At 33.3% G+C, this 20,450-nt stretch carries 15 protein-coding genes; 1 reads left to right on the top strand and 14 read right to left on the bottom strand.

Features of this window, described 5'->3' with window-relative positions:
• Positions 1-98: 98 nt before the first annotated feature.
• From QWY90_RS03575 to gldJ, 14 genes are all read right to left on the bottom strand, one after another.
• The gene (locus tag QWY90_RS03575; RefSeq protein WP_290284477.1) at positions 99-1,274 is read right to left on the bottom strand and encodes a trans-sulfuration enzyme family protein; all 1,176 of its coding nucleotides are present in this window, start codon (positions 1,272-1,274) and stop codon (positions 99-101) included.
• Complete coding sequence (locus QWY90_RS03570) at positions 1,271-1,696, bottom strand: OsmC family protein (RefSeq protein WP_290284475.1); 426 nt, start codon at positions 1,694-1,696, stop codon at positions 1,271-1,273. Before QWY90_RS03570 ends, QWY90_RS03575 begins: the two co-directional genes overlap by 4 nt.
• A 1-nt stretch (position 1,697) precedes the next feature.
• A complete protein-coding gene (locus QWY90_RS03565) occupies positions 1,698-3,155 on the bottom strand; it encodes a TSUP family transporter (RefSeq protein ID WP_290284474.1) in 1,458 nt (485 codons plus the stop codon).
• Positions 3,156-3,159: 4 nt separating this feature from the next.
• On the bottom strand, positions 3,160-3,897 hold the full coding sequence (locus QWY90_RS03560; RefSeq protein ID WP_290284473.1) for a DUF2490 domain-containing protein: 738 nt from the start codon (positions 3,895-3,897) through the stop codon (positions 3,160-3,162).
• A complete protein-coding gene (locus QWY90_RS03555) occupies positions 3,898-5,541 on the bottom strand; it encodes an NADPH-dependent assimilatory sulfite reductase hemoprotein subunit (RefSeq protein ID WP_290284472.1) in 1,644 nt (547 codons plus the stop codon).
• 12 nt (positions 5,542-5,553) lie between these two features.
• Positions 5,554-7,254: a diflavin oxidoreductase gene (locus QWY90_RS03550; protein WP_290284471.1), complete on the bottom strand. Its 1,701-nt coding sequence runs from the start codon at positions 7,252-7,254 to the stop codon at positions 5,554-5,556.
• Positions 7,199-8,011: a uroporphyrinogen-III C-methyltransferase gene (cobA, locus tag QWY90_RS03545; protein WP_290284469.1), complete on the bottom strand. Its 813-nt coding sequence runs from the start codon at positions 8,009-8,011 to the stop codon at positions 7,199-7,201. The genes QWY90_RS03550 and cobA overlap by 56 nt, the downstream gene beginning before the upstream one ends.
• An 11-nt stretch (positions 8,012-8,022) precedes the next feature.
• Positions 8,023-8,934, bottom strand: a complete 912-nt coding sequence (gene cysK / locus QWY90_RS03540) for a cysteine synthase A (RefSeq protein ID WP_290284467.1) — start codon at positions 8,932-8,934, stop codon at positions 8,023-8,025.
• A 118-nt stretch (positions 8,935-9,052) separates the two neighbouring features.
• Positions 9,053-9,868, bottom strand: coding sequence for a serine O-acetyltransferase EpsC (epsC, locus tag QWY90_RS03535; protein WP_290284466.1), 816 nt, complete (start codon positions 9,866-9,868; stop codon positions 9,053-9,055).
• A gap of 1 nt (position 9,869) precedes the next feature.
• Positions 9,870-11,102: a sulfate adenylyltransferase subunit 1 gene (locus tag QWY90_RS03530; protein WP_290284465.1), complete on the bottom strand. Its 1,233-nt coding sequence runs from the start codon at positions 11,100-11,102 to the stop codon at positions 9,870-9,872.
• A 10-nt stretch (positions 11,103-11,112) separates the two neighbouring features.
• The gene (cysD, locus tag QWY90_RS03525; RefSeq protein WP_290284463.1) at positions 11,113-12,018 is read right to left on the bottom strand and encodes a sulfate adenylyltransferase subunit CysD; all 906 of its coding nucleotides are present in this window, start codon (positions 12,016-12,018) and stop codon (positions 11,113-11,115) included.
• A gap of 16 nt (positions 12,019-12,034) precedes the next feature.
• Positions 12,035-12,730 carry a phosphoadenylyl-sulfate reductase gene (locus QWY90_RS03520; protein ID WP_290284462.1) on the bottom strand — a complete coding sequence of 232 codons (696 nt, stop codon included), beginning with the start codon at positions 12,728-12,730 and terminating at the stop codon, positions 12,035-12,037.
• A 544-nt stretch (positions 12,731-13,274) separates the two neighbouring features.
• Positions 13,275-14,558 (bottom strand): UDP-N-acetylmuramoyl-tripeptide--D-alanyl-D-alanine ligase, encoded by a 1,284-nt coding sequence (locus QWY90_RS03515; RefSeq protein ID WP_290284461.1) that lies wholly within the window; start codon positions 14,556-14,558, stop codon positions 13,275-13,277.
• A 71-nt stretch (positions 14,559-14,629) separates the two neighbouring features.
• Positions 14,630-16,357: a gliding motility lipoprotein GldJ gene (gene gldJ / locus QWY90_RS03510; protein WP_290284460.1), complete on the bottom strand. Its 1,728-nt coding sequence runs from the start codon at positions 16,355-16,357 to the stop codon at positions 14,630-14,632.
• 207 nt (positions 16,358-16,564) lie between these two features.
• Here gldJ and porU point away from each other — a divergent pair, with 207 nt between their 5' ends.
• Entirely contained in the window at positions 16,565-20,425 is a 3,861-nt protein-coding gene (gene porU, locus QWY90_RS03505) for a type IX secretion system sortase PorU (protein ID WP_290284459.1), read from the top strand.
• Positions 20,426-20,450: the final 25 nt, after the last annotated feature.

Here is a 20,450-nt window from a genome sequence, read left to right as displayed (position 1 = left end):
ATGAAGTTTTTTTCAAAGAAAAGAAGCTTAAGCATTTGAAAATAAATACAGAAAATTACCAAAGGCATTAAAATGTTTTGACAAGACTGTGCCTTTTTTTATGATTTTTCTAAAGCTTGTTGTAAATCGGCAATAATATTGGAAACCGTTTCTAAACCAACCGATACTCTTACCAATCCATCAGTAATACTAACCGCCAATCGTTCTTCTACTGTTAGTTTGCTATGTGTTGTTGAAGCAGGATGAGTAACAATAGTTCTCGTATCTCCGAGATTAGCTGAAAGTGAACATAATTTTATTTTATTTAAGAAAGACCTTCCGGCTTCAATTCCGCCTTTTACTTCAAAAGCAACAATATTTCCGCCTAACCTCATTTGCTTTTTTGCAATTTCATATTGGGGATGCGATTTTAGAAAAGGATATTTAACCAACTTTACATTGGTATTTGATTCTAAAAATTCAGCAACTTTTAGTGCGTTTTCACAATGTTTATCAAGTCGAACAGCAAGCGTTTCTAAACTTTTTGAAAGTACCCAGGCATTGAAAGGCGATAATGCCGGACCTGTATTTCTTGAGAATAAGTAAATTTCTCTAATTAATTCTTGTTTTCCAACTACAACACCACCCATAACTCTTCCTTGTCCGTCTATTAATTTTGTGGCAGAATGTATCACTAAATCGGCTCCAAATTGTATTGGGTTTTGAAGATAAGGTGTTGCAAAACAATTGTCAATTATCAAAATAAGATTGTGCTTTTTGGCAATGGCACTTAAGACTTCCAAATCAATAATATCAACTGCAGGATTTGTTGGCGATTCGGCATAAATGATTTTTGTATTTGGCTGAATATAATTTTCAATTGTTTCAGGTTTATTGATATCAAAATAGGAAGTCGTTATATTCCATTTTGGAAAATATTTAGTAAACAACGTGTGCGTAGAACCAAAAACACTACTTGCAGAAAGGATATGGTCGTCAGCATTTAGTAAAGCCGCAAATGTTGAATAAACTGCAGCCATTCCGGTTGCAAAGGCAAAGCCATCTTCAGCACCTTCCATAACGCATATTTTTTCTACAAATTCTGAAGTGTTCGGATTGCTAAATCGGCTGTAAATATTTCTGTCTTTTTCCTCAGCAAAAGAGGCTCGCATATCTTCAGCATCTTCAAAAATAAAACTTGAAGTAAGGTATAAAGGAACGGAATGCTCAAGATATTGTGTTCTTTCGATTTGCGTTCTTATGGCTTTGGTTTCGAAATGTTCGTCAAATTTCATAGTTCGATGTTGTTTAAAATAACTTTATATGTAATGTTTGCAGTTGGTTCAAGTGTTTTGGCAACCGAACAGTATTTTTCAAAGGATAGTTGGGCCGCCTTTAGTGCTTTGCTTGGTTCAATTTTTCCTTCTAAAAAAATGGTAAGATTGATTTCTTTGAAAGGAGTTGCGTCTCCTACTTTTACTCTGGTACCATCAACTTCTGTTTGAAAAAATTCGATTTGCTGCTTTTGTTTTTTCAAAATAGAAATTATATCAATTGCCGAACAACCAGCCACAGCCATTAGTAACAATTCCATTGGACTTGGCGCCAAATCGCTACCTCCAAATTCTTTCCGGCTATCAATTTCTATTTGATGACCGCGTTCATTTATTGCTTGAAAATGAAAATCTTCATTTAAGCGCTTTAATTTAATTTTCATATTATATTATTTTAACCAAAATTCTTAAACTGAAAACAATAACCAAAAAAGCTACACAAAGTAACGCTTTCTTTTGTGGCAATTTACCAGCTAATTTTGCGGCAAATGGAGCAGCAATACTTCCTCCGAGAATCAAACCGAGAATTATATACCAATGACTTATACCAAGTGAACTAAAAAAAGTAATTGCAGCAGCTAATGTTACAAAAAATTCGGCTAAACTAACTGTACCTACCACATAACTCGATTTTCTACCTTTCGCCAATAATGTCGAAGTTACTATTGGTCCCCAACCACCGCCAGCAAAAGCGTCAAAAAAACCTCCGGCAAAACCCAAACTTCCAGTATGATTTACCTTTTGTTTTTTGTTTACTTTTCTGTAAGCAATAATTATCAATCGAATACCAATACTCATTGTATAAATAGATAATAAAGCATAGGTAATAGTTTGATATTTGTTTCCTAAATAAATTAATAACGAGGCCCCAGAAATCGCACCCAAAACTCCCGGAATGGCTAGCCAATAAAATAATTTCTTATTTACGTTTCCAAATTTATAATGAGAATAGCCACTAATGCCGCTTGAGAACATTTCTGCCGTGTGAATGCTACCGCTTATTGCCGGAAGATTAATTCCTAATAACATCATACTCGTAGCACAAGTAACTCCGTAACCCAAGCCAACTGCACCATCAACTAGTTGTGCAAAGAAACCAACTAATAACATCCCGTAAAAAGCGTTTGGAATATTCTTGGCGTGTATTAAGATATCATCGTATGAAATAAATTTTGACAATCCAAAACCGATAAAGAAAACCATGAAGAGTATCGTGATATCCAATACTAGCTTTTTTACGTTTCTTTCTGTTTTTTTGGTTTTACTTCCATTGATTACGCTTGTTATTTTATTCAAATCGGCTAGTTTTTCCTGAAAATTACCTTTATGATTCGACCTTAGTTGATTTAATGATTCTAAATTGTTTTCTATAGTATCTGGAATTACTTCGGTAAAATATTCTCGCATACGCTTGGCTAAAACAGGAGATTTTCCATTTGTAGAAATCGCAATTTTCAAACTTCCTTTATTAACAATAGAACCTAAATAAAAGTCGCACAATGCTGGTTGGTCAGCGGCATTTACTTTGATTCCTTTATAACGAGCCAGTTCTCTGACTTCTAAATTCACCTCGGGTTTATCAGTGGTAATAATGACATAATCTTTACCAATTAAATCAGCTTCATCAAAAGCTCTTTCAATTGCTGTCACATTACTATTTTGTTGAATAATCTCTTTTAAATTGACATGAAAATAGGTTGCGACAATTGTAATGCTAACTTGCGGATTTTGCTTAAGCAATGTTTCCGTTTTTTCTAAACCAACATTACCACCTCCAACGATTAGAAAGTGTGCCGTTTCTGTTTTTAAGAAAACTGGAAATAAGGTATTGGTGCTCTCCATTTTTTTACTCTATTTTTTGAAATATTGTTAGTCTTAAAATGTTTCTATTTAAAAATTCATCACCAATTGGTTGTTGTTGAAAAGAATTTAAATAACCCGTTTCTATTGAAAATTTATTTGAAACTTTATAGTTTAACGCAAGGTAAATCCTGTTTTGATCAAAGGTATTTCGAACAATTTTACTACCTGCATTGACCATAATTTCATCTTGAATTTTTACAAATACCAGTTCGTTTGATGTATTCTTATTTTTAATTATTGGAAAAGTCCATCCTAAAAGATATCGCAATCTGAAATTGTTAAAATAATACCCATCCGAAAGTTCTCCATCTTTTGTGTTTTGATACAATCGCGCTTCGATTCTATACCGACTATTTAAGGTTCCAAATCCTAATTTTTGCGTATTATTAAATTCTATGTGAGGCCTTAATTCGGGAACAATTAATGGATTAGTTTTATAGGGATCATTTAATTTTCTTATAAATAAACTTCCCCCAAATCCGAAATCCCAGTTAGCCGTAATAACTCTTTTAAAATTTGCTCTTACTGACCATAAATGTTGTGCAGTAGGATTAATAAACTGCCTCTCGCTAACATCTGTTACCAATTGCCAATTGTTATTTAATTTCCAATTTACATTATAAGTATACCATACTATTTGCTGGTTTTTAACTTCTTTTTCACTTTGCGAAAAAACAGTAATTGAGACAAGTAAAAGGAAAATTATATAGATTCTATTCATTTAATTTACATATTTTCTAAAAGCAAAATCTCCAAAAGTTTCATTCTTGTTTTTATCATTAACATACTGACTAAATAAAAAATCTACTTCTTCTAAAATCTGAGTTTCGGTTAGTTTTTCTTTGTATAATTTATTCAAACGTTCCCCATATCTGTCACCACCTAACATAAAATTGTATTGTTCCGGACCCGTTCCAACAAAACCTAATTCCGACACATAAGGACGACCACAACCATTGGGACAACCGGTCATTCTGATTGATATTTCATCATTCGTGAGCTTGTATTTTTGTAGAATAGGTTCAATTTTGGTTACTAATTCGGGCAAATACCTTTGTCCTTCAGCTAATGCCAATGGACAAGTAGGCAATGCTACACATGCCATAGAGTTTTTTCTCAAAGCGCTTACTTGCTTTTCAACATCATGTCTTTTTAATAACTCTTCTACTTTTGGTTTATCTGAATCGGCAATTTCTCCCAGTATTAAATTTTGATTTCCTGTGAAAATGAAGTTTGATATTTTTAGTTCTGCTACTTCTATTAAGAATTGTTTTTGATATGGTTTTACGACTCCATGTTCTACAAATAAGGTGTAAAACCAATTGCCTTGATGGTTTTTCTCCCAACCAAAACGGTCACTTCTTTCACTAAAACTAAAAGGTTTAGCAGCTTCTAATTCAAATCCGATGCGACTTTCCAGTTCTTTTTTGTAACCTTCTACAGTTAATTTATCAACGGTATATTTAAGACGTGATAATTTTCTGTCGACACGATTACCAAAATCGCGCTGCACGGTTAAAATTTCATAAACTGCTTTTAATGTTTTTTCTTCGGTATCGGTAAATCCGATTATACTTCCTAAACGAGAATAGGTGTTCGGGTTTCCGTGAGTTCTTGCTAAACCTCCGCCGATAGCAATATTAAATCCTTTTAATTGGTTGTTTTCAATAATGGCTATCAATCCGATATCGTTAGTAAATACATCTACATCATTACTAGGCGGAATGGCAATAGCAATTTTAAATTTCCGCGGCAGGTATCGGTCTTCATATAATGGATCGGCTTCAGAAGAACGCTCGTATATTTTTTCTCCATCAATAAAAACTTCATAATAGGATTGTGTTTTTGGAAGTAATAAGGTTGAAATCTTATCAGCATAATCATGTATTTTCTTATGGAGTGGTGAAATTTGTGGATGTGAACTCGCAATTACATTTCTATTTACATCACCACAAGCCGCAATTGAATCTAATTTGACCGTATTAAACGCCTGAATAGTTGGGCGTATTTGATGTTTTAACAACCCATGCAATTGGACCGTTTGTCGTGTTGTTATTTTTAAAGTTCCTGTCCCGAATTGTTCTGAAATTTCGTGAGTGGCAATCCATTGTTCTGCAGAAATGACACCACCTGGAATTCGCAAACGAATCATAAAGGAATATAAATTATCCAATTTTTTTGCTGCTCTTTCAGCTCTGCGATCACGGTCGTCTTGCACATACATGCCATGAAATTTGACTAAAAACTCATCATCTGGCCGAACACTTCCGGTATGATTATCTAAATCTATACTTTCTTTTAATGTTCCCCTAAGACCATCACTTTGGGTCTTCATTGCTTCATTAGCAGATAATTTTTCGCTCATTTTTTCTATAATTTAATATACGTCTTTTTGATATTTTCCTGCTGCTTCTAAATCTTCTAAAACCTGTTTTGCGGCATCTTTAGAGATGTTTCTTTCGGCAGCAATAACTTCTACAATTGCGGCTTCTACATCAATACTCATTGGGGCTTTTTGTCCGCAGAGATAGAGACTAGCCCCATTTTCTAACCAATTATTAAATTCAGTAGCTTTTTGCCGGATTCTATCTTGTACATATATTTTCTCTTTTTGATCACGCGAAAAGGCTGTATCTAATTTTGTTAAAATTCCGGTTCCAATCCATTCCTGAATTTCGGTTTGATAATAGAAATCGGAAACAAAATGTTGTTCTCCAAAAAACAACCAATTTTTTCCTTCAGCGCCAGTAACATCTCTTTGAGAAATAAAACTTCTGAATGGTGCAATTCCGGTTCCTGGTCCAATCATAATAATATCAGTTTCATCAGAAGGCAATCGGAAATTATTGTTTTTGTGGATGTAAAATTCCAATTCTGTATGTAAAGGAAAATCAGCTAAATAGTGAGATGCCAATCCTGATTTTATTACAGCTCCTACTTTAAATTTATTCAAATTGACCGTTAAATGAACTTGCCCATCATGCGCTTCTGAGGAAGAAGAAATAGAATATAATCTAGGTGCAATGGGATGAAGTAAAGCAACTATTTCCTCCAATTTCACTTTTTTAGGTTGGTATTTGTTAATGACATCTAACAAATCTGCTTTATTTTCTTCTACAACAATGTCCAAAACTTTGGATAAAGCTTCTAGCGATTTTTTAGATAAGCCTTTTATATTTTTATCTGTTAAAACCGAATAATTATCTTCATCAAAATAAACAGCGATGGCTTTTAGTTCTGCTTCATTATTTTTTGGAAAAATCCCTAAAGCATCTCCCGGCTCATAAACTATTTCATCATTTGACGTTATTTCAATATGATACGTTTCTTTATTAGATTCTCTATCATTTAGAACTATTTTGTGACTGATTTGCCCACTGTAATTTTTTTTGTGATTCGACTTTGGCACGACAGTCTTGATTTCTGTTTTTATAGGATCTTGATTTTGAAATACACTTTTCAAATCATTTTCCCATGCAATAACAGTATCTGCATAATCTAAATCGGCTTTCGCTAAAGGCAGTAATCGTTTGGCTCCTTTTTCAATTAAAACTTCATCCAACAAAACTCCAGCATTACAAAATAGCGGATAGGATGTATCGCCTAATCCTAGAACGGCAAACGAAAGATTGTTTAAATTGATTTTGGTTGATTTCAAATAGTCATAAAAAGCAACCGCGTTTTGTGGAAATTCACCTTCGCCTTGTGTACTTATTATAAACAAAATCAAAGTTTCTTTTTCTAATTTGGCAACATCAAATTGAAATACATCTAAGGCTTTTGCCTGAATTTTATTCTTCTTAAAATTCGACAATAATTGAATGGCTATTTTTTTGGAATTTCCGGTTTCTGTTCCATATATAATTAACGGTTTGACAGATACATTTGACAGTAATGATTGATTTGAATTGGATAAATCGTTTGCATTTTTATCTAAACAACCAGCCAAATAGCCTTTAGTCCATATGATTTCCTCAGTTGTTGCATCTTGGATAATTTGGTGTAACAACGCTAGTTTAGTTTCAGACAGCATTTTGATAGTTGGTTTTATGGTTATCGAAATAAGAATCTTTAGCATTACTTTCTATAAACCAAGCATATTGTTTATGAAGATTTACAACATTGCCAATGATAATTAGTGTTGGTACAAATTCAAATTCTGGTAAATTATTTTTTGAAAGTTCCTTAAAACTAAAAATTTGTGTTTTTTGATTTGGAGTAGTTGCTTGTTGTATTACCGCCAAACCTTTATTATGATTAATATTATTGTCTAATAAATAGCTAGTTAAAGTTGAAAGTTTTTGACCTGACATATAGAATACCAAAGTATCTTCTGTTGCTGCCCAATCTGTCCACTGATTTTGAGCAACATTTTTTAAATCATACAATGTTAAAAACCGAACACCGCGAGAAAATTCTCTTGCCGTTAATGGTATTCCTGTGTAAGCAGCAGCACCAAATGCAGCGGAAATTCCGGGAATGATTTCATAGCGAATGTTGTTGGCTACCAATACTTCTAATTCATCTAAAATGTTAGAAAACAAAGAAGCGTCACCACCTTTAAGTCGCAAAACCAATTTATTTTGAAGTGCGAATTCCACCATAAGTTCGTTAATGTCTTCTTGCGGAGTATGAATTCCTTTTGAACATTGTTTCCCTACATAAATCACAACAGCATTTTTTCTTGCATTTTCTTCAATTAAAATTGGAGAAACCAGACGGTCTGTTAATATCACATCCGCCGCTTGCAAGTATTTTAATGCCTTGACGCTAATTAAATCAGGATCACCTGGACCGGCACCAGCCAGAATTACTTTTCCTAAACTATTTTTCATTTTCGTTTTTTTTAAAACAATCCTTCTATAGAAAGATAACGCTCTCCCGTATCGTAATTGAACGTTAAGACCACAGCATCATCAGGTAATGATTGTATTTTTTTGGAGACAGCAGCCAATGAAGCTCCGGTTGATATTCCGACTAAAATTCCTTCTTGTTTAGCAATATTTCGGGTAAACTCAAACGCGTCATCTTTGCTAACTTGAATTACTTCGTCAATTAAATTAGCTTTATAATTTTCAGGAATAAAACCAGCTCCGATACCTTGAATGGGATGTGGTGCAGGAGCACCTCCACTTAATACATGGGATAATTCGGGTTCAACAGCAATTATTTTTACATCAGGATATTTTGCTTTAATAACTTTTGCTACGCCCGAAATATGGCCACCTGTTCCTACTCCAGTAATTATATAATCTAATCCGTTTGGGAAATCGGCTAAAATTTCCAGAGCTGTTGTTTTCTCGTGAATCGCTATATTGGCTGGGTTATTAAATTGTTGTGGAGACCAAGCATTAGGCGTTTGGCTTACCAATTCGGCTGCTCTTTCAATAGCGCCTTTCATTCCTTTCTCACGAGGAGTTAAATCAAATGTTGCTCCGTAGATTTCCATTAATTTTCGACGTTCTACACTCATTGATTCAGGCATTACCAATATAACTTTATACCCTTTTACTGCAGCAACAAGTGCTAATCCGATACCTGTGTTTCCTGAAGTAGGTTCAATTATTACGCTATCTGGTTTAAGCAATCCTTTTGCTTCAGCGTCTTCAATCATTGCCAAAGCAATTCTATCTTTAATACTGTTTCCGGGATTGTTTTTTTCTAATTTTATCCAAACATTTTTATTTGAGCCAAATAGTTTGTTGATTTTTACAATTGGTGTATTTCCAATGGTTTCTAGAATGTTGTTTGCTTTCATCTCACTTGATTTTATTTTGTTAAGGTGTTCGATGCTGTCGCCTTCCGGGCTCTAGTCATTTTCTTTTATTTTTAAGTTTCACTTCCTAATTTTTTTGGTCATTGACCACACGCTTTATCTATATAACGTAATTTAAAGGTTCTGGGAAATCACTTTTCTTTTTTATTTCGATTTCACTTTTATGATATACCAATGAATTTTGAGGTATCGATTGTGTTATCCACACATTCCCTCCAATTATTGAATTTGCTCCAATTATGGTATTTCCGCCAAGAATAGTAGCATTAGCATAAATGGTTACATTGTCTTCAAGGGTTGGGTGACGTTTTACAGAAACGTTTTCTTTTGAAACCGATAATGCACCCAAGGTTACGCCTTGATAAATCTTTACATTATTGCCAATTTTAGTCGTTTCGCCTATTACTATTCCTGTTCCATGGTCGATGAAGAAATTTTCACCTATTTCAGCACCCGGATGTATGTCTATTCCTGTACGGCTATGTACATATTCTGAAATGATTCTTGGAATAATTGGTATACCTAATTTCCAAAAAATATTTGCAATCCTATAAGCTGTTATTGCAAAAAAACCAGGATAAGCAATGAGTACTTCTTCTTTTGATTTTGCAGCTGGGTCAAAATTGACAATTGTTTCTAAATCGTTATTGAGAACATAATGCAAATGTTCAATTTGATCAAAAAAATAATTAGAATACACTAAAATTTCATCGGTATCGTCAACTACTTTTGCCAAGATGTCTTGTAATTGTATATGAATCAGTTTTTCTTTATTTTGAAAAAACCTATAATTATTATATTCCTGATTAATATCGAATAACCAATTGACTAGTTCATCAACCCAATTTTCGACTTGTTTCTTATCAATTGGACTTTTAGCCCGTTCTTGATTTTTTATGTAGATTGTATATGACATATTATAAAAACATTAAGGATCCAACAGTATTAAAAGTAGTTTCGTCAATTAAAATCGCATTGCCCGTTTTTGGGTTTTCATCAAAAGAATCAAAAAATAAAGACTGACTTGTTTTAATGGTTATTTGAGCAATGTCATTTAACTTAATTTCATCTGATTGGGTGAATTTCCAATCGTTAACATTCCATTTTTGATCTATATTTTGCACTTTTACTCTAACATTTCTAAAGCGATGTTGCAACAAATACGTCTTATTTAAATGGAGTGGCGTAGTGTCTAACCAAGAAATCCAAGTTTTAATTTGATTTGATTCCGTTGGTAGTTTATTTGATAAAACAACGGTGTCTCCACGACTAATGTCAATATTGTTTTCAAAATGAAGTACTACGTTATCACCAGCTGCGGCAACAGTTACTTCTTCCAGATTTTTTTCAATTTTGACAATTTTAGTTTCCAAATGAGCTGGAAGTATCGTTACTGTGTCTCCAGTTTTATATATCCCGCTTAATACCAAACCAGCATAACCTCGATAATCGTGATTTTCTTCATCTCTTGGACGAATAACTAACTGCACCTGAAAACGTGAGTCTAAATTTTGAGTAGTATCTGGATTTATTTTTTCCAAAATAGCTAATAATGGTTCGCCATCGTACCAGTTTATATTTTCTGAAACCGTTACTACATTATCTCCAGCCAACGCACTCAAAGGAATATAATGGATTTCGTTATAGTTTAATTCCGATTTCAATTTTTCAAAGTCGGTTTTAATTTGCTCAAATATTGATTGAGAATAATTCACTAAATCAATTTTATTTACTGCTACAATAATCTTTTTAATTCCCATTAACGAACCAATACTGGCGTGACGTTTAGTTTGTTCTGTAATCCCTTTTCGAGCATCTATCAAAACAATAATAACATCCGAATTGGAAGCTCCAGTAATCATATTACGAGTATATTGCTCGTGTCCGGGCGCATCTGCAATAATGAATTTTCTTTTTTTGGTAGCAAAATATTTATAGGCTACATCTATAGTAATTCCTTGTTCTCTTTCGGCACGAAGACCATCGGTAATCAATGATAAATCAATATCAACATTTTTTAATTTGGTCTGTTTTTGTAAAATACCCAACTGGTCGGTGTGAATACTATCAGAATCGTATAGTAATCGGCCAATCAGAGTGCTTTTGCCATCATCAACATTTCCTGCGGTTATAAATCTTAATGTGTTCATTGTTTTGTTTTTAAAAATAGCCTTGTTTCTTTCTGTCTTCCATTGCCGCTTCCGAAAGTTGATCGTCTAAACGAGTTTGTCCTCTTTCGCTAATTTTTGTAATTATAATGTCATCTATAATATCCTGAATGGTAGTCGCATTTGATAAAACAGCAGCAGTGCAAGTCATATCTCCAACTGTTCGGTAGCGTACTTTTTCTACGACAATAATGTCTCCTTCTATAGGTTGAATAAACTTTGACGTTGCCACTAATTTATCATTATGCACTATGCATTCTCTTTCATGTGCGAAATACAAGTTGGGTAGCTCGATATTGTTTTTTTGAATGTAATTCCAAACATCTAATTCAGTCCAATTGCTTATTGGAAAAACACGAACATTGTTTCCTTTTTGTACCTTTCCGTTCAAAATATCCCATAATTCAGGTCGTTGTAACTTTGGATTCCATTGTCCAAAATCATCTCTAACCGAAAATATTCGTTCTTTTGCTCTCGCTTTTTCTTCATCTCTACGAGCGCCGCCAATGCAGGCATCAAATTCATTTTCTTGAATAATCTCTAACAATGCATACGTTTGAAGTGAATTTCTTGATGGGAATCGTCCTGTGGTTTCTTTTAAATTGTGCTTTTTAATGCTATCTTCAACTGATGCTACAAGTAATTCTTCCCCTATTTGATTTACCAAATAATCTCTAAAAGCAATAGCTTCAGGAAAATTATGGCCTGTATCAATATGCACCAATGGAAATGGAAATTTACCTGGTCTAAACGCTTTTAATGCTAAATGAACTAACACTATCGAATCCTTTCCTCCTGAAAATAATAGAGCAGGTTTTTCAAATTGTGCTGCGGTTTCCCGAAGAATGTAGATTGCTTCGTTTTCTAACTGTTCTAAATAATGATTTGTATTTGACATTGCATTTTATTTTTAATTATCTATGTAATCCACATTCTTTTTTTGATTTATCTTCCCACCACCATCGTCCTGCTCTAAAATCTTCTCCAGGTTGTGTCGCTCTGGTACAAGGCGCACAACCAATACTAACAAAGTTTTCATCGTGGAGCGTATTGTAAGGAACTCCATTTTGTTTGAGATAATTGACAACTTCTTCTGTTGTCCAATCTAATAATGGATTGTATTTGTAGAGTTGCCGTTCTTCATCCCATTCTATTTTTTTTAAGTTACTTCGGTTGTCTGATTGTTCAGCTCTCAAACCGGTAATCCAGACAGAGACATTTTTTAAAGCTCTGTTTAATGGTTCCACTTTTCGGATAAAACAACATTCTTTTCGCAATTCAACCGAATTATAAAAAGCATTTATTCCGTTTGTATTAACATAACTTTCTACTTTTTCATTGCTTGGATAGTAGGCTTTAATAGTTGCATTGTATTGCAAAAGGGTTTTGTCCCAAACAGCATACGTTTGCGGAAAAAGTCTACCTGTGTCCAAAGTGAATACTTCAATATTTTCAATTTTATTTTGAAATATTATATGTGACAATACCTGATCTTCAATTCCAAAACTTGTAGAAAAAACAATTTTTCCACTTACTTGCTTTGAAAGATTCTTCAAGCCTTCTTCAATATCAGTCTGACTCTCCAAACTTTCTAAAAATTGATTTTGCATTGTATTTAATTTAATTTATAACGTACTGAAACTAAAAAAGTCCTTTTGAGTTTTATATCAAAAGGACTTTTATAATAGAATTTCACTATGATAAGGTCGTTCGCTTTTGATAATAGCAAGGAGGTGCGCACAAGCACATCATACAACAACACATCATAATTTTATTTATTTGAGAATTCATTTTTAATCATTTTATTATTAAAACAAAAAACCTCTGCGGTTTGCAGAGGTTTCATTGTATATATTTTAAAATTTAAAATTATGCAATAACAAACCTCTGTGTAACGCTACACATCATTTTACATATATTGCATGCCATTAAATTCATTGTATTTCTGTTTTGATTTGTCAAACTTCATAATTATTTTCGGATTTACCTAATTTTATTTTAAAATTTTGTAAAAAATAAATATATAACAGTTAATCCATTTTATAATCAATTATCCTCATTTATTCGATAGAAATTTTAATAATTAAAAGTTCGAGATTAATCAACTTGCTATTCTGAAATAGATAATTATTAATTTCTTGTGGCGTTTTAATTTTATAAATAGTCCAAAGTCCGCTCTAAAGCCATTCCTCTGGAGCCTTTTATTAGAAGTGTTTTGTTTTCTATTTTCATTGATGATAAGTAATTGGCAAAATCTTCGAATGTATTATAAAAATGGAACTTTTCATTTTGAATACTATTAGCAAAAAAATATTTGCCTACAAAGTGACATTCAAATGAACTATTTTGATTCAAAAAATTGACAATAGCTTTATGTTCAGCCAGACTTTCTTCACCAAGCTCATACATATCGCCAATGATAATGCATTTGTTCGCTTTGTCTAATTGAACAAAATTCTCTAACGCTACTATCATGCTACTCGGATTAGCGTTGTAAGCATCTAAAATGATTTCGTTAGTTCCTTTTGTCAATAGTTGAGAACGATTATTTTCGGGAATATAACTCTCGATGGCATTTTTTATATCATCAATAGAAACTCCAAAATAGTTTCCTATAGTAATCGCAGCATTTATATTATTAGCGTTGTAGAGTCCAATTAAATGCGAATTGATTTCAACTCCTGCCGTTTTGATTTTAACAAATGGATTAGCGGTAACGCTTTCTATAAAAACATCTGCACTGTTATCATTTTGGCTAAAGGTAATTCTCTTAAAATCTTTTGTTTTTTGATTTTGAATTTCATCATCAAGATTTACAAAAACCGTTTTATTATTAGATTTCAGAAAAGTATACATTTCACTTTTCCCTCTTATTACGCCTTCTACTCCACCAAAACCTTCCAGATGTGCTTTGCCAAAATTGGTAATATAACCATAATCTGGCTGTGCGATTTCACATAAAAATTCAATTTCTTTTTGGTGATTGGCACCCATTTCAACTATACCAATTTTTGTTTCGCCAGTAAAAGAAAGAAGCGTTAATGGAACACCAATGTGATTGTTTAAATTTCCAACGGTTGCTATTGTATTGAATTTTTTCGAAAGCACCACATTGATTAATTCTTTGGTAGTTGTTTTTCCGTTACTTCCTGTTAGAGCAACAATGGGAACATTTAAAAAATGTCTATGAAACTTGGCTAAGGCTTGAAGTGTTTCCAAACTATCTTTAACCAAAATAGTTCTATCATCAATATAATAGTCTGCGTTATCAATTATTACATAGCTTGCTCCTTTCTCTAATGCTTCTTTGGCAAAAGTATTGGCATCAAAGCGCTCACCTTTAATGGCAACGAAAAAAGACTTGGGTTCAATTTTTCTCGTGTCAATTGAAACTTTATTACATTTTAAGAATAAATCGTGAATAGTTTGAATGTTCATTGTGCAAAATAGTTAAAATAAAAAAGCCCTTAAAATTAGGGCTTTTTTGTTATTATTCATAAAACTAAAAACTAGTTTCTGGCTCTTTTCTTTTTGTCAGCTTTGGCACCAACTCTAGACATAGCGCATCTAAATCCGATGTAATCTGTAGCGATATCTTGTGGATAATATCTTCTTTGTGCAGGATCTAACCAATAAGCTCTGTCTCTCCATGAACCACCTTTGTATACTCTAACATCATCATTAACTAAAGTTGTACGTTTGTTAGAACGGTCATATTTTTTAACCATATTACCTAAACTATCAGTAGACACGTTGTGTTTTGGAGAATCATACATTCTTTGATCATCTCTCAATTTACCCTTTTCATCACCTTCTTCTGAACCACCAAATTTGAAATATCTTGTTGATTGTTTATCACCATCACGATAATTTATGTTGTTTGATTTGTCAAAATTTTGTCTCAAATATGTTTCTTTATCATCAACAGGCACTTGAGCTATTTGACCTGGGAAGTTTCTTGATACAATTTTACCATTTGATAATGTGTCAAATTTTTGAGTTTCAGGAGTAACCAATTCTACTTTTCCATCTTCACCTATTTTATCTTTCATGTAAACGTTTCCTCTGTAGTAGTTGAAATCATTTGCTTCATCATCAACGATAGGTCTGTAAACATCGGCAACCCATTCGGCAACGTTTCCTGCCATATCATACAATCCGAAATCGTTTGGTGGGTATGATTTAACTTTGTTAGTGATATCAGCACCATCATCAGACCAACCTGCAATTCCACCGTAATCTCCTTTTCCTTGTTTGAAGTTAGCCAATTGATCACCTCTAACTTGTCTTTTCCCTGAACGAGTGTAACTTCCTGACCAAGGATATTTCTTTTGACCTTTGTAAGCATTATATTCTCTTTGTCCCACGTCAGCAGCAGCAGCATATTCCCACTCTGCTTCTGTTGGTAGTCTGTATTCTGGTAAAATTAAACCAGAAGTTCTTTGTGCATAAACATTTTTAGCACTGTTTCCTGCAGTATTATTAGCTCCTGGAGTAGTTCCTTTTGCACTTGGTTTCGCAGTACCTCTTCCGGCTCCTTTTTTCAAAACTAACTTTTCATCTCCACCTTTTGCTGTAGATGGTGAAGCAAGATATGCCTCAGTACTGAAAACTTTATCGGCAGTCATCTCAGTAACTTTAGCGTCTTTTTTCAAATAACGTTGGTCTTCCAGAATTTTTTCGTTGACACGATCCGTTCTCCATTTAGCAAATTCTGTTGCCTGAATCCAATTAACTCCAACTACCGGATATTCTGCATAAGCTGGATGTCTCAAATAGTTTTCAGTCATTGTTTCATTATAACCTAATCTGTTTCTCCATACTAATGTATCAGGAGAAGCACCTTCATAAATGTTTTTGTAATTGTCTTGATCTGGTGGGAAAACTGTTTTCAACCAATTCAGGTATTCCATATACATCATATTGGTTACTTCAGTTTCATCCATGTAGAAAGACATAACGTGTTGTTGATTTGGTGTATTATTCCAATCATGCATTACGTCATCCTGAACTTTACCCATGGTAAATGTTCCTCCTTCAACCATAACTAAACCTGGTCCTGTGGCTTGCTTTTTAAATTTAGAAGCATATTGGAAACCTCCCTTTTTGTCGTTGATTTTCCAGCCGGTAGCTTTGGAACCACCTTTAGAGTCGGATTTTTTACTACAACTAGCAAAACCGACCATTATCACTAACGATAGTAATAATTTTACTGCTATAATTTTGTTTACTTTCATATTCATAGTAGGTATAAATTTCGAGGCGCAATATAACTATTTACAATTAAATTGCAATAACTTTTTTTAATTAGTACTAAATTCGCTGCTTGTAAGCTAATATTATACTTAACGCAAAATTAGTTGTTTTATTGTATTTTGTTTCAAAAAAAAAATTTTTTTTGTTTTTTTATACTAATTTTCGAAAAAACACGTTTACTGTATACTATGAAAAGGATTATTACTATTTGCTTAGTGTTTTTGAGCACTTTCTTAGCTATTGCTCAAGAACAAGGAAACGTTTCATTGAATTGGACAGACAAAAAAGAGTTGTCTTTTGGTCGTTTTTCCTATATGGTACCGCAGTTTAATGCTCAAAATTACGAATTTGACGTTTTTTCCAAAACCGTATCCTATTCTTTGACAATACCACTTGCAAACAAGTATAATCCAGATGCTGTACAAATAACTAATCTCATTTTTGAGCCCATTTTAGAAAGTCAACTTGGCGATATTGCTAAAAAAAACATTCCTACTAGTTTTAAATCATCATTTAAAAGCTATACTGCAAGGGATAAATTTTATGGTAAAATCATACTTACTCCAATAATAAAAGAAGGAAACTCTTTTAAAAAATTAATTTCATTTAGTTATACCATTCAAAAAAACGCTTCAAAAGCACAAGCTGCAACAAATACTACAACAGCTATTGAAAACTCGGTTTTGAGTTCGGGAAATTGGTATCGCTTTTATGTCCAAAAATCAGGCGTATACAAAATCACCAAAAGTTTTCTTCAAAGTTTAGGGCTTGACACTAATGTAGATCCAAGAAAAATAAAAATCTATGGCAATGGAGGAAGAATGTTACCACTTCTGAATTCTGCAGACTATCCTATAGATTTAACCGAAAACGCCATTCAGTTTATTGGCGAAAGTGATGGTGTTTTTGACAATCAGGATTTTATTCTCTTTTATGCAGAAGGAATGGATAAGTGGAATGATGACTACAAAAGCAGCTTAAATATTTATACTGACAAGTCCTATTATTATGTAACAGCGCAAGGCGATGATGGAAAGCGAATTATTGACATGACTCAACCAACTGAGAGCGCTACAACAATAATAAACACTTTTGACGATTATCAGTTTCATGAAGTTGATGAAGTAAATGTTGAAAAATTAGGAAGAGTTTGGTTTGGTGAAAGTTTTAGTGTAGACAACGAACAAGAATTTAAATTTAAATTTCCAAACATTGTAAGTTCAACGCCTATTGAAATAAAAACGCATGTTGCTTCAGTAACTTCTACTAACAATAATTTTAAAATAGAAGCCAACTCACAATTGGTCGGAAATATCGCTCTCGACCCAGGAAGTGGAAGTGATGCTGTAGTTGAAGAAAGTAATTTCTCTTCAACGGCTACTATATCTGCCGAAGATGTAACAATCAAAGTAACTTTTGACAATGGTGGCGTTCCAAGTTCAAGAGGCTATTTAGATTACATCAACATCAAAGCTAAAAGAAATCTTCAGGCATTTGGTAAACAATTTCAATTTCAATTTGACCAAGCAAATGGATTACCTGGCGTTGGGGAATACCAACTTTCTAATGCTTCGTCAATATCTCAAGTTTGGGATGTCACCGACAGATTTAATGTTACCAAAACAGAAAATACAACATTAAGCACGTTTTCTTTCAAATCCTATTTAGGAGAAGTTCGAAAATATATTGCTATTGATAATTCCGATTATTATTCACCATCAAAAGATTCAAAATCAAAAGTGGATAACCAAAATCTAAAAGGAACCATTTTTAACAATGCGCAAGGGCAATGGCAGAAAATTGATTATTTAATTATTACACCTAAATTTTTAAACGCACAAGCCGAAAAATTAGCCGCTTTTCACAGAAGTTACTCCAATCTGAATGTGAAAGTGGTGAATTTAGAAACTATCTATCCCGAATTTGGTTCCGGAAAACAAGATATTGGTGCCATTAGAAATTTTGTGAAATACGTTTATTTCAATGCTCCAGCTGGAGAACGAGTAAAATATGTAAACATCTTTGGTGATGCATCCTATGATTTTAAAGACCGAATTGCAAACAATACCAATATTGTACCAATATATCAGGCATTAAATAGTTACACAGAATCTCAGTATTCATTTGCATCAGATGATTTTTTTGGTATGATGGATGATGATGAAGGCAGATTAGATTACAGTAATTCTTCATACAATGGTGGCACTAATATTATTTTTGATTTGGGCGGAATTGATATCGCTGTTGGCCGAATGATTGTTAGCACTACCCAACAAGCCGAGGAAATGGTAAACAAAGTAATTGAATACCATGATTTGAAATCTTATGGTAGTTGGAGAACCAATTATGTAGCTATAGCAGATGATTCAGACAAAATTGCTGATGCCACATTGCAATACAAGCAAAACAATCTTGCCGATGTTATTGTTGCTGAAAAGCCATTTATAAATTTCAAAAAAATATTATTAGATTCTTATGAGCAAGATACTTCAGCAGGCGGAAAACGATATCCAAAAGCGAGAGAAGAAATTTTTGCTGCTTTTGAAAAAGGCGCATTAGTTTTCAATTATTTAGGTCATGGAGGCGAAGATGGTTTATCCGGTGAACGTATTTGGGAAAAATCGGACGGGCAAAATTTGAGCAACCGATACAAATACCCATTATTCATAACCATCACTTGTGATTTTTCAAGATTTGATAACCCGTATCGTCCAACTGCCGGTGAATACACTTATTGGAATCCAAAAGGAGGTGCTATTTCAATGATTACTACTATTCGTTCCATAGACCAACCAAATGCAGAAATTTTTAATGACAAGTTAGCCGAATATTTATTTTCATACAATAGTGATCAATATACCTCTATTGCAGAGGCACTTCGTCTGGCTAAGAATTCTAATTCAACTACCGCTAGTAACGTTGTGTTTTATTTAGGTGATCCTGCTCTAATGTTAGCCATTCCAAAGCCAAGAGTGGTTTTAACCAAAGTAAATGACATACCTGTAAACGGACCAATTGATGATTTTAAATCGCTGGCATTTATAAAATTAACCGGACAAGTTTTAGACGAAAACAACAATCAACTGCCTACCTATAATGGTGACTTATCAGTCAATATTTTTGATAAAAATGTAATCCGAACAACGCTTAACAACGACAACAACAGTCCAGCTATGTCTTTTACTAATTTAGGCGAAACTATTTTTAGAGGAAATGCCTCGGTGACAAATGGTCGTTTTGAGTTCGGTTTTGTGGTTCCGAGAGATATTAGAATTCCTGTTGGGAATGGAAGAATTAGTTTTTATGCCAAACGAAATCAGATTCTGTTAGACAAATACGGACAAAATACTGATATTAAAATTGGAGGAATAAATACAAGTGCTACAGCCGATAACACTGGTCCAACCGTTAAACTATATATGAATGATGAAACATTTGTAAATGGTGGCATCACAAATAAATCGCCCTTTTTCTTAGCCAAACTGGAAGATGAACACGGAATAAATACTGCAAGCGGAATAGGTCATGATATTATAGGTGTTCTTGATGGAGATGAAACAAAACCATACATTATGAACGATTATTATCAAACCGAATTAGATGATTATACAAAAGGTAAGGTTTATTTTCCTTTCCGAAATTTAGCGGTCGGTTTACACACAATTACCTTTAAAGCTTGGGATGTCTATAATAATCCAATCACAGCCGAAATTCAATTTGTGGTAGTTGGTGATGAAAACATTGCTCTTGAGCATGTGCTAAATTATCCAAACCCATTTGTGAGTTATACCGAATTTTGGTTTTCGCACAACAAACCTTTTGAACCTCTGGAAGTACAAGTACAAGTGATGACAATCACAGGTAAAATTGTTTGGACAAAAAATCAAACCGTAACTACTGATGGTTTTCTGTCAAGAGAAATAACTTGGGATGGTAAAGATGATTTTGGTGACCGAATTGGTAAAGGTGTTTACGTCTATAAATTGACTGTAAAGTCCACTTTATCGAATAAAAAAGCAGAAAAAATAGAAAAACTTGTTATACTTTAGGAAAATACTATATTTGTTAACTTTT

It is taken from the genome of Flavobacterium paronense (genome assembly GCF_030409795.1).
In the GTDB taxonomy this organism is placed as follows: domain Bacteria; phylum Bacteroidota; class Bacteroidia; order Flavobacteriales; family Flavobacteriaceae; genus Flavobacterium; species Flavobacterium paronense.
Note: the sequence above shows the minus strand (reverse complement) of the source record. Positions and strands in the feature narration are given on the sequence as shown.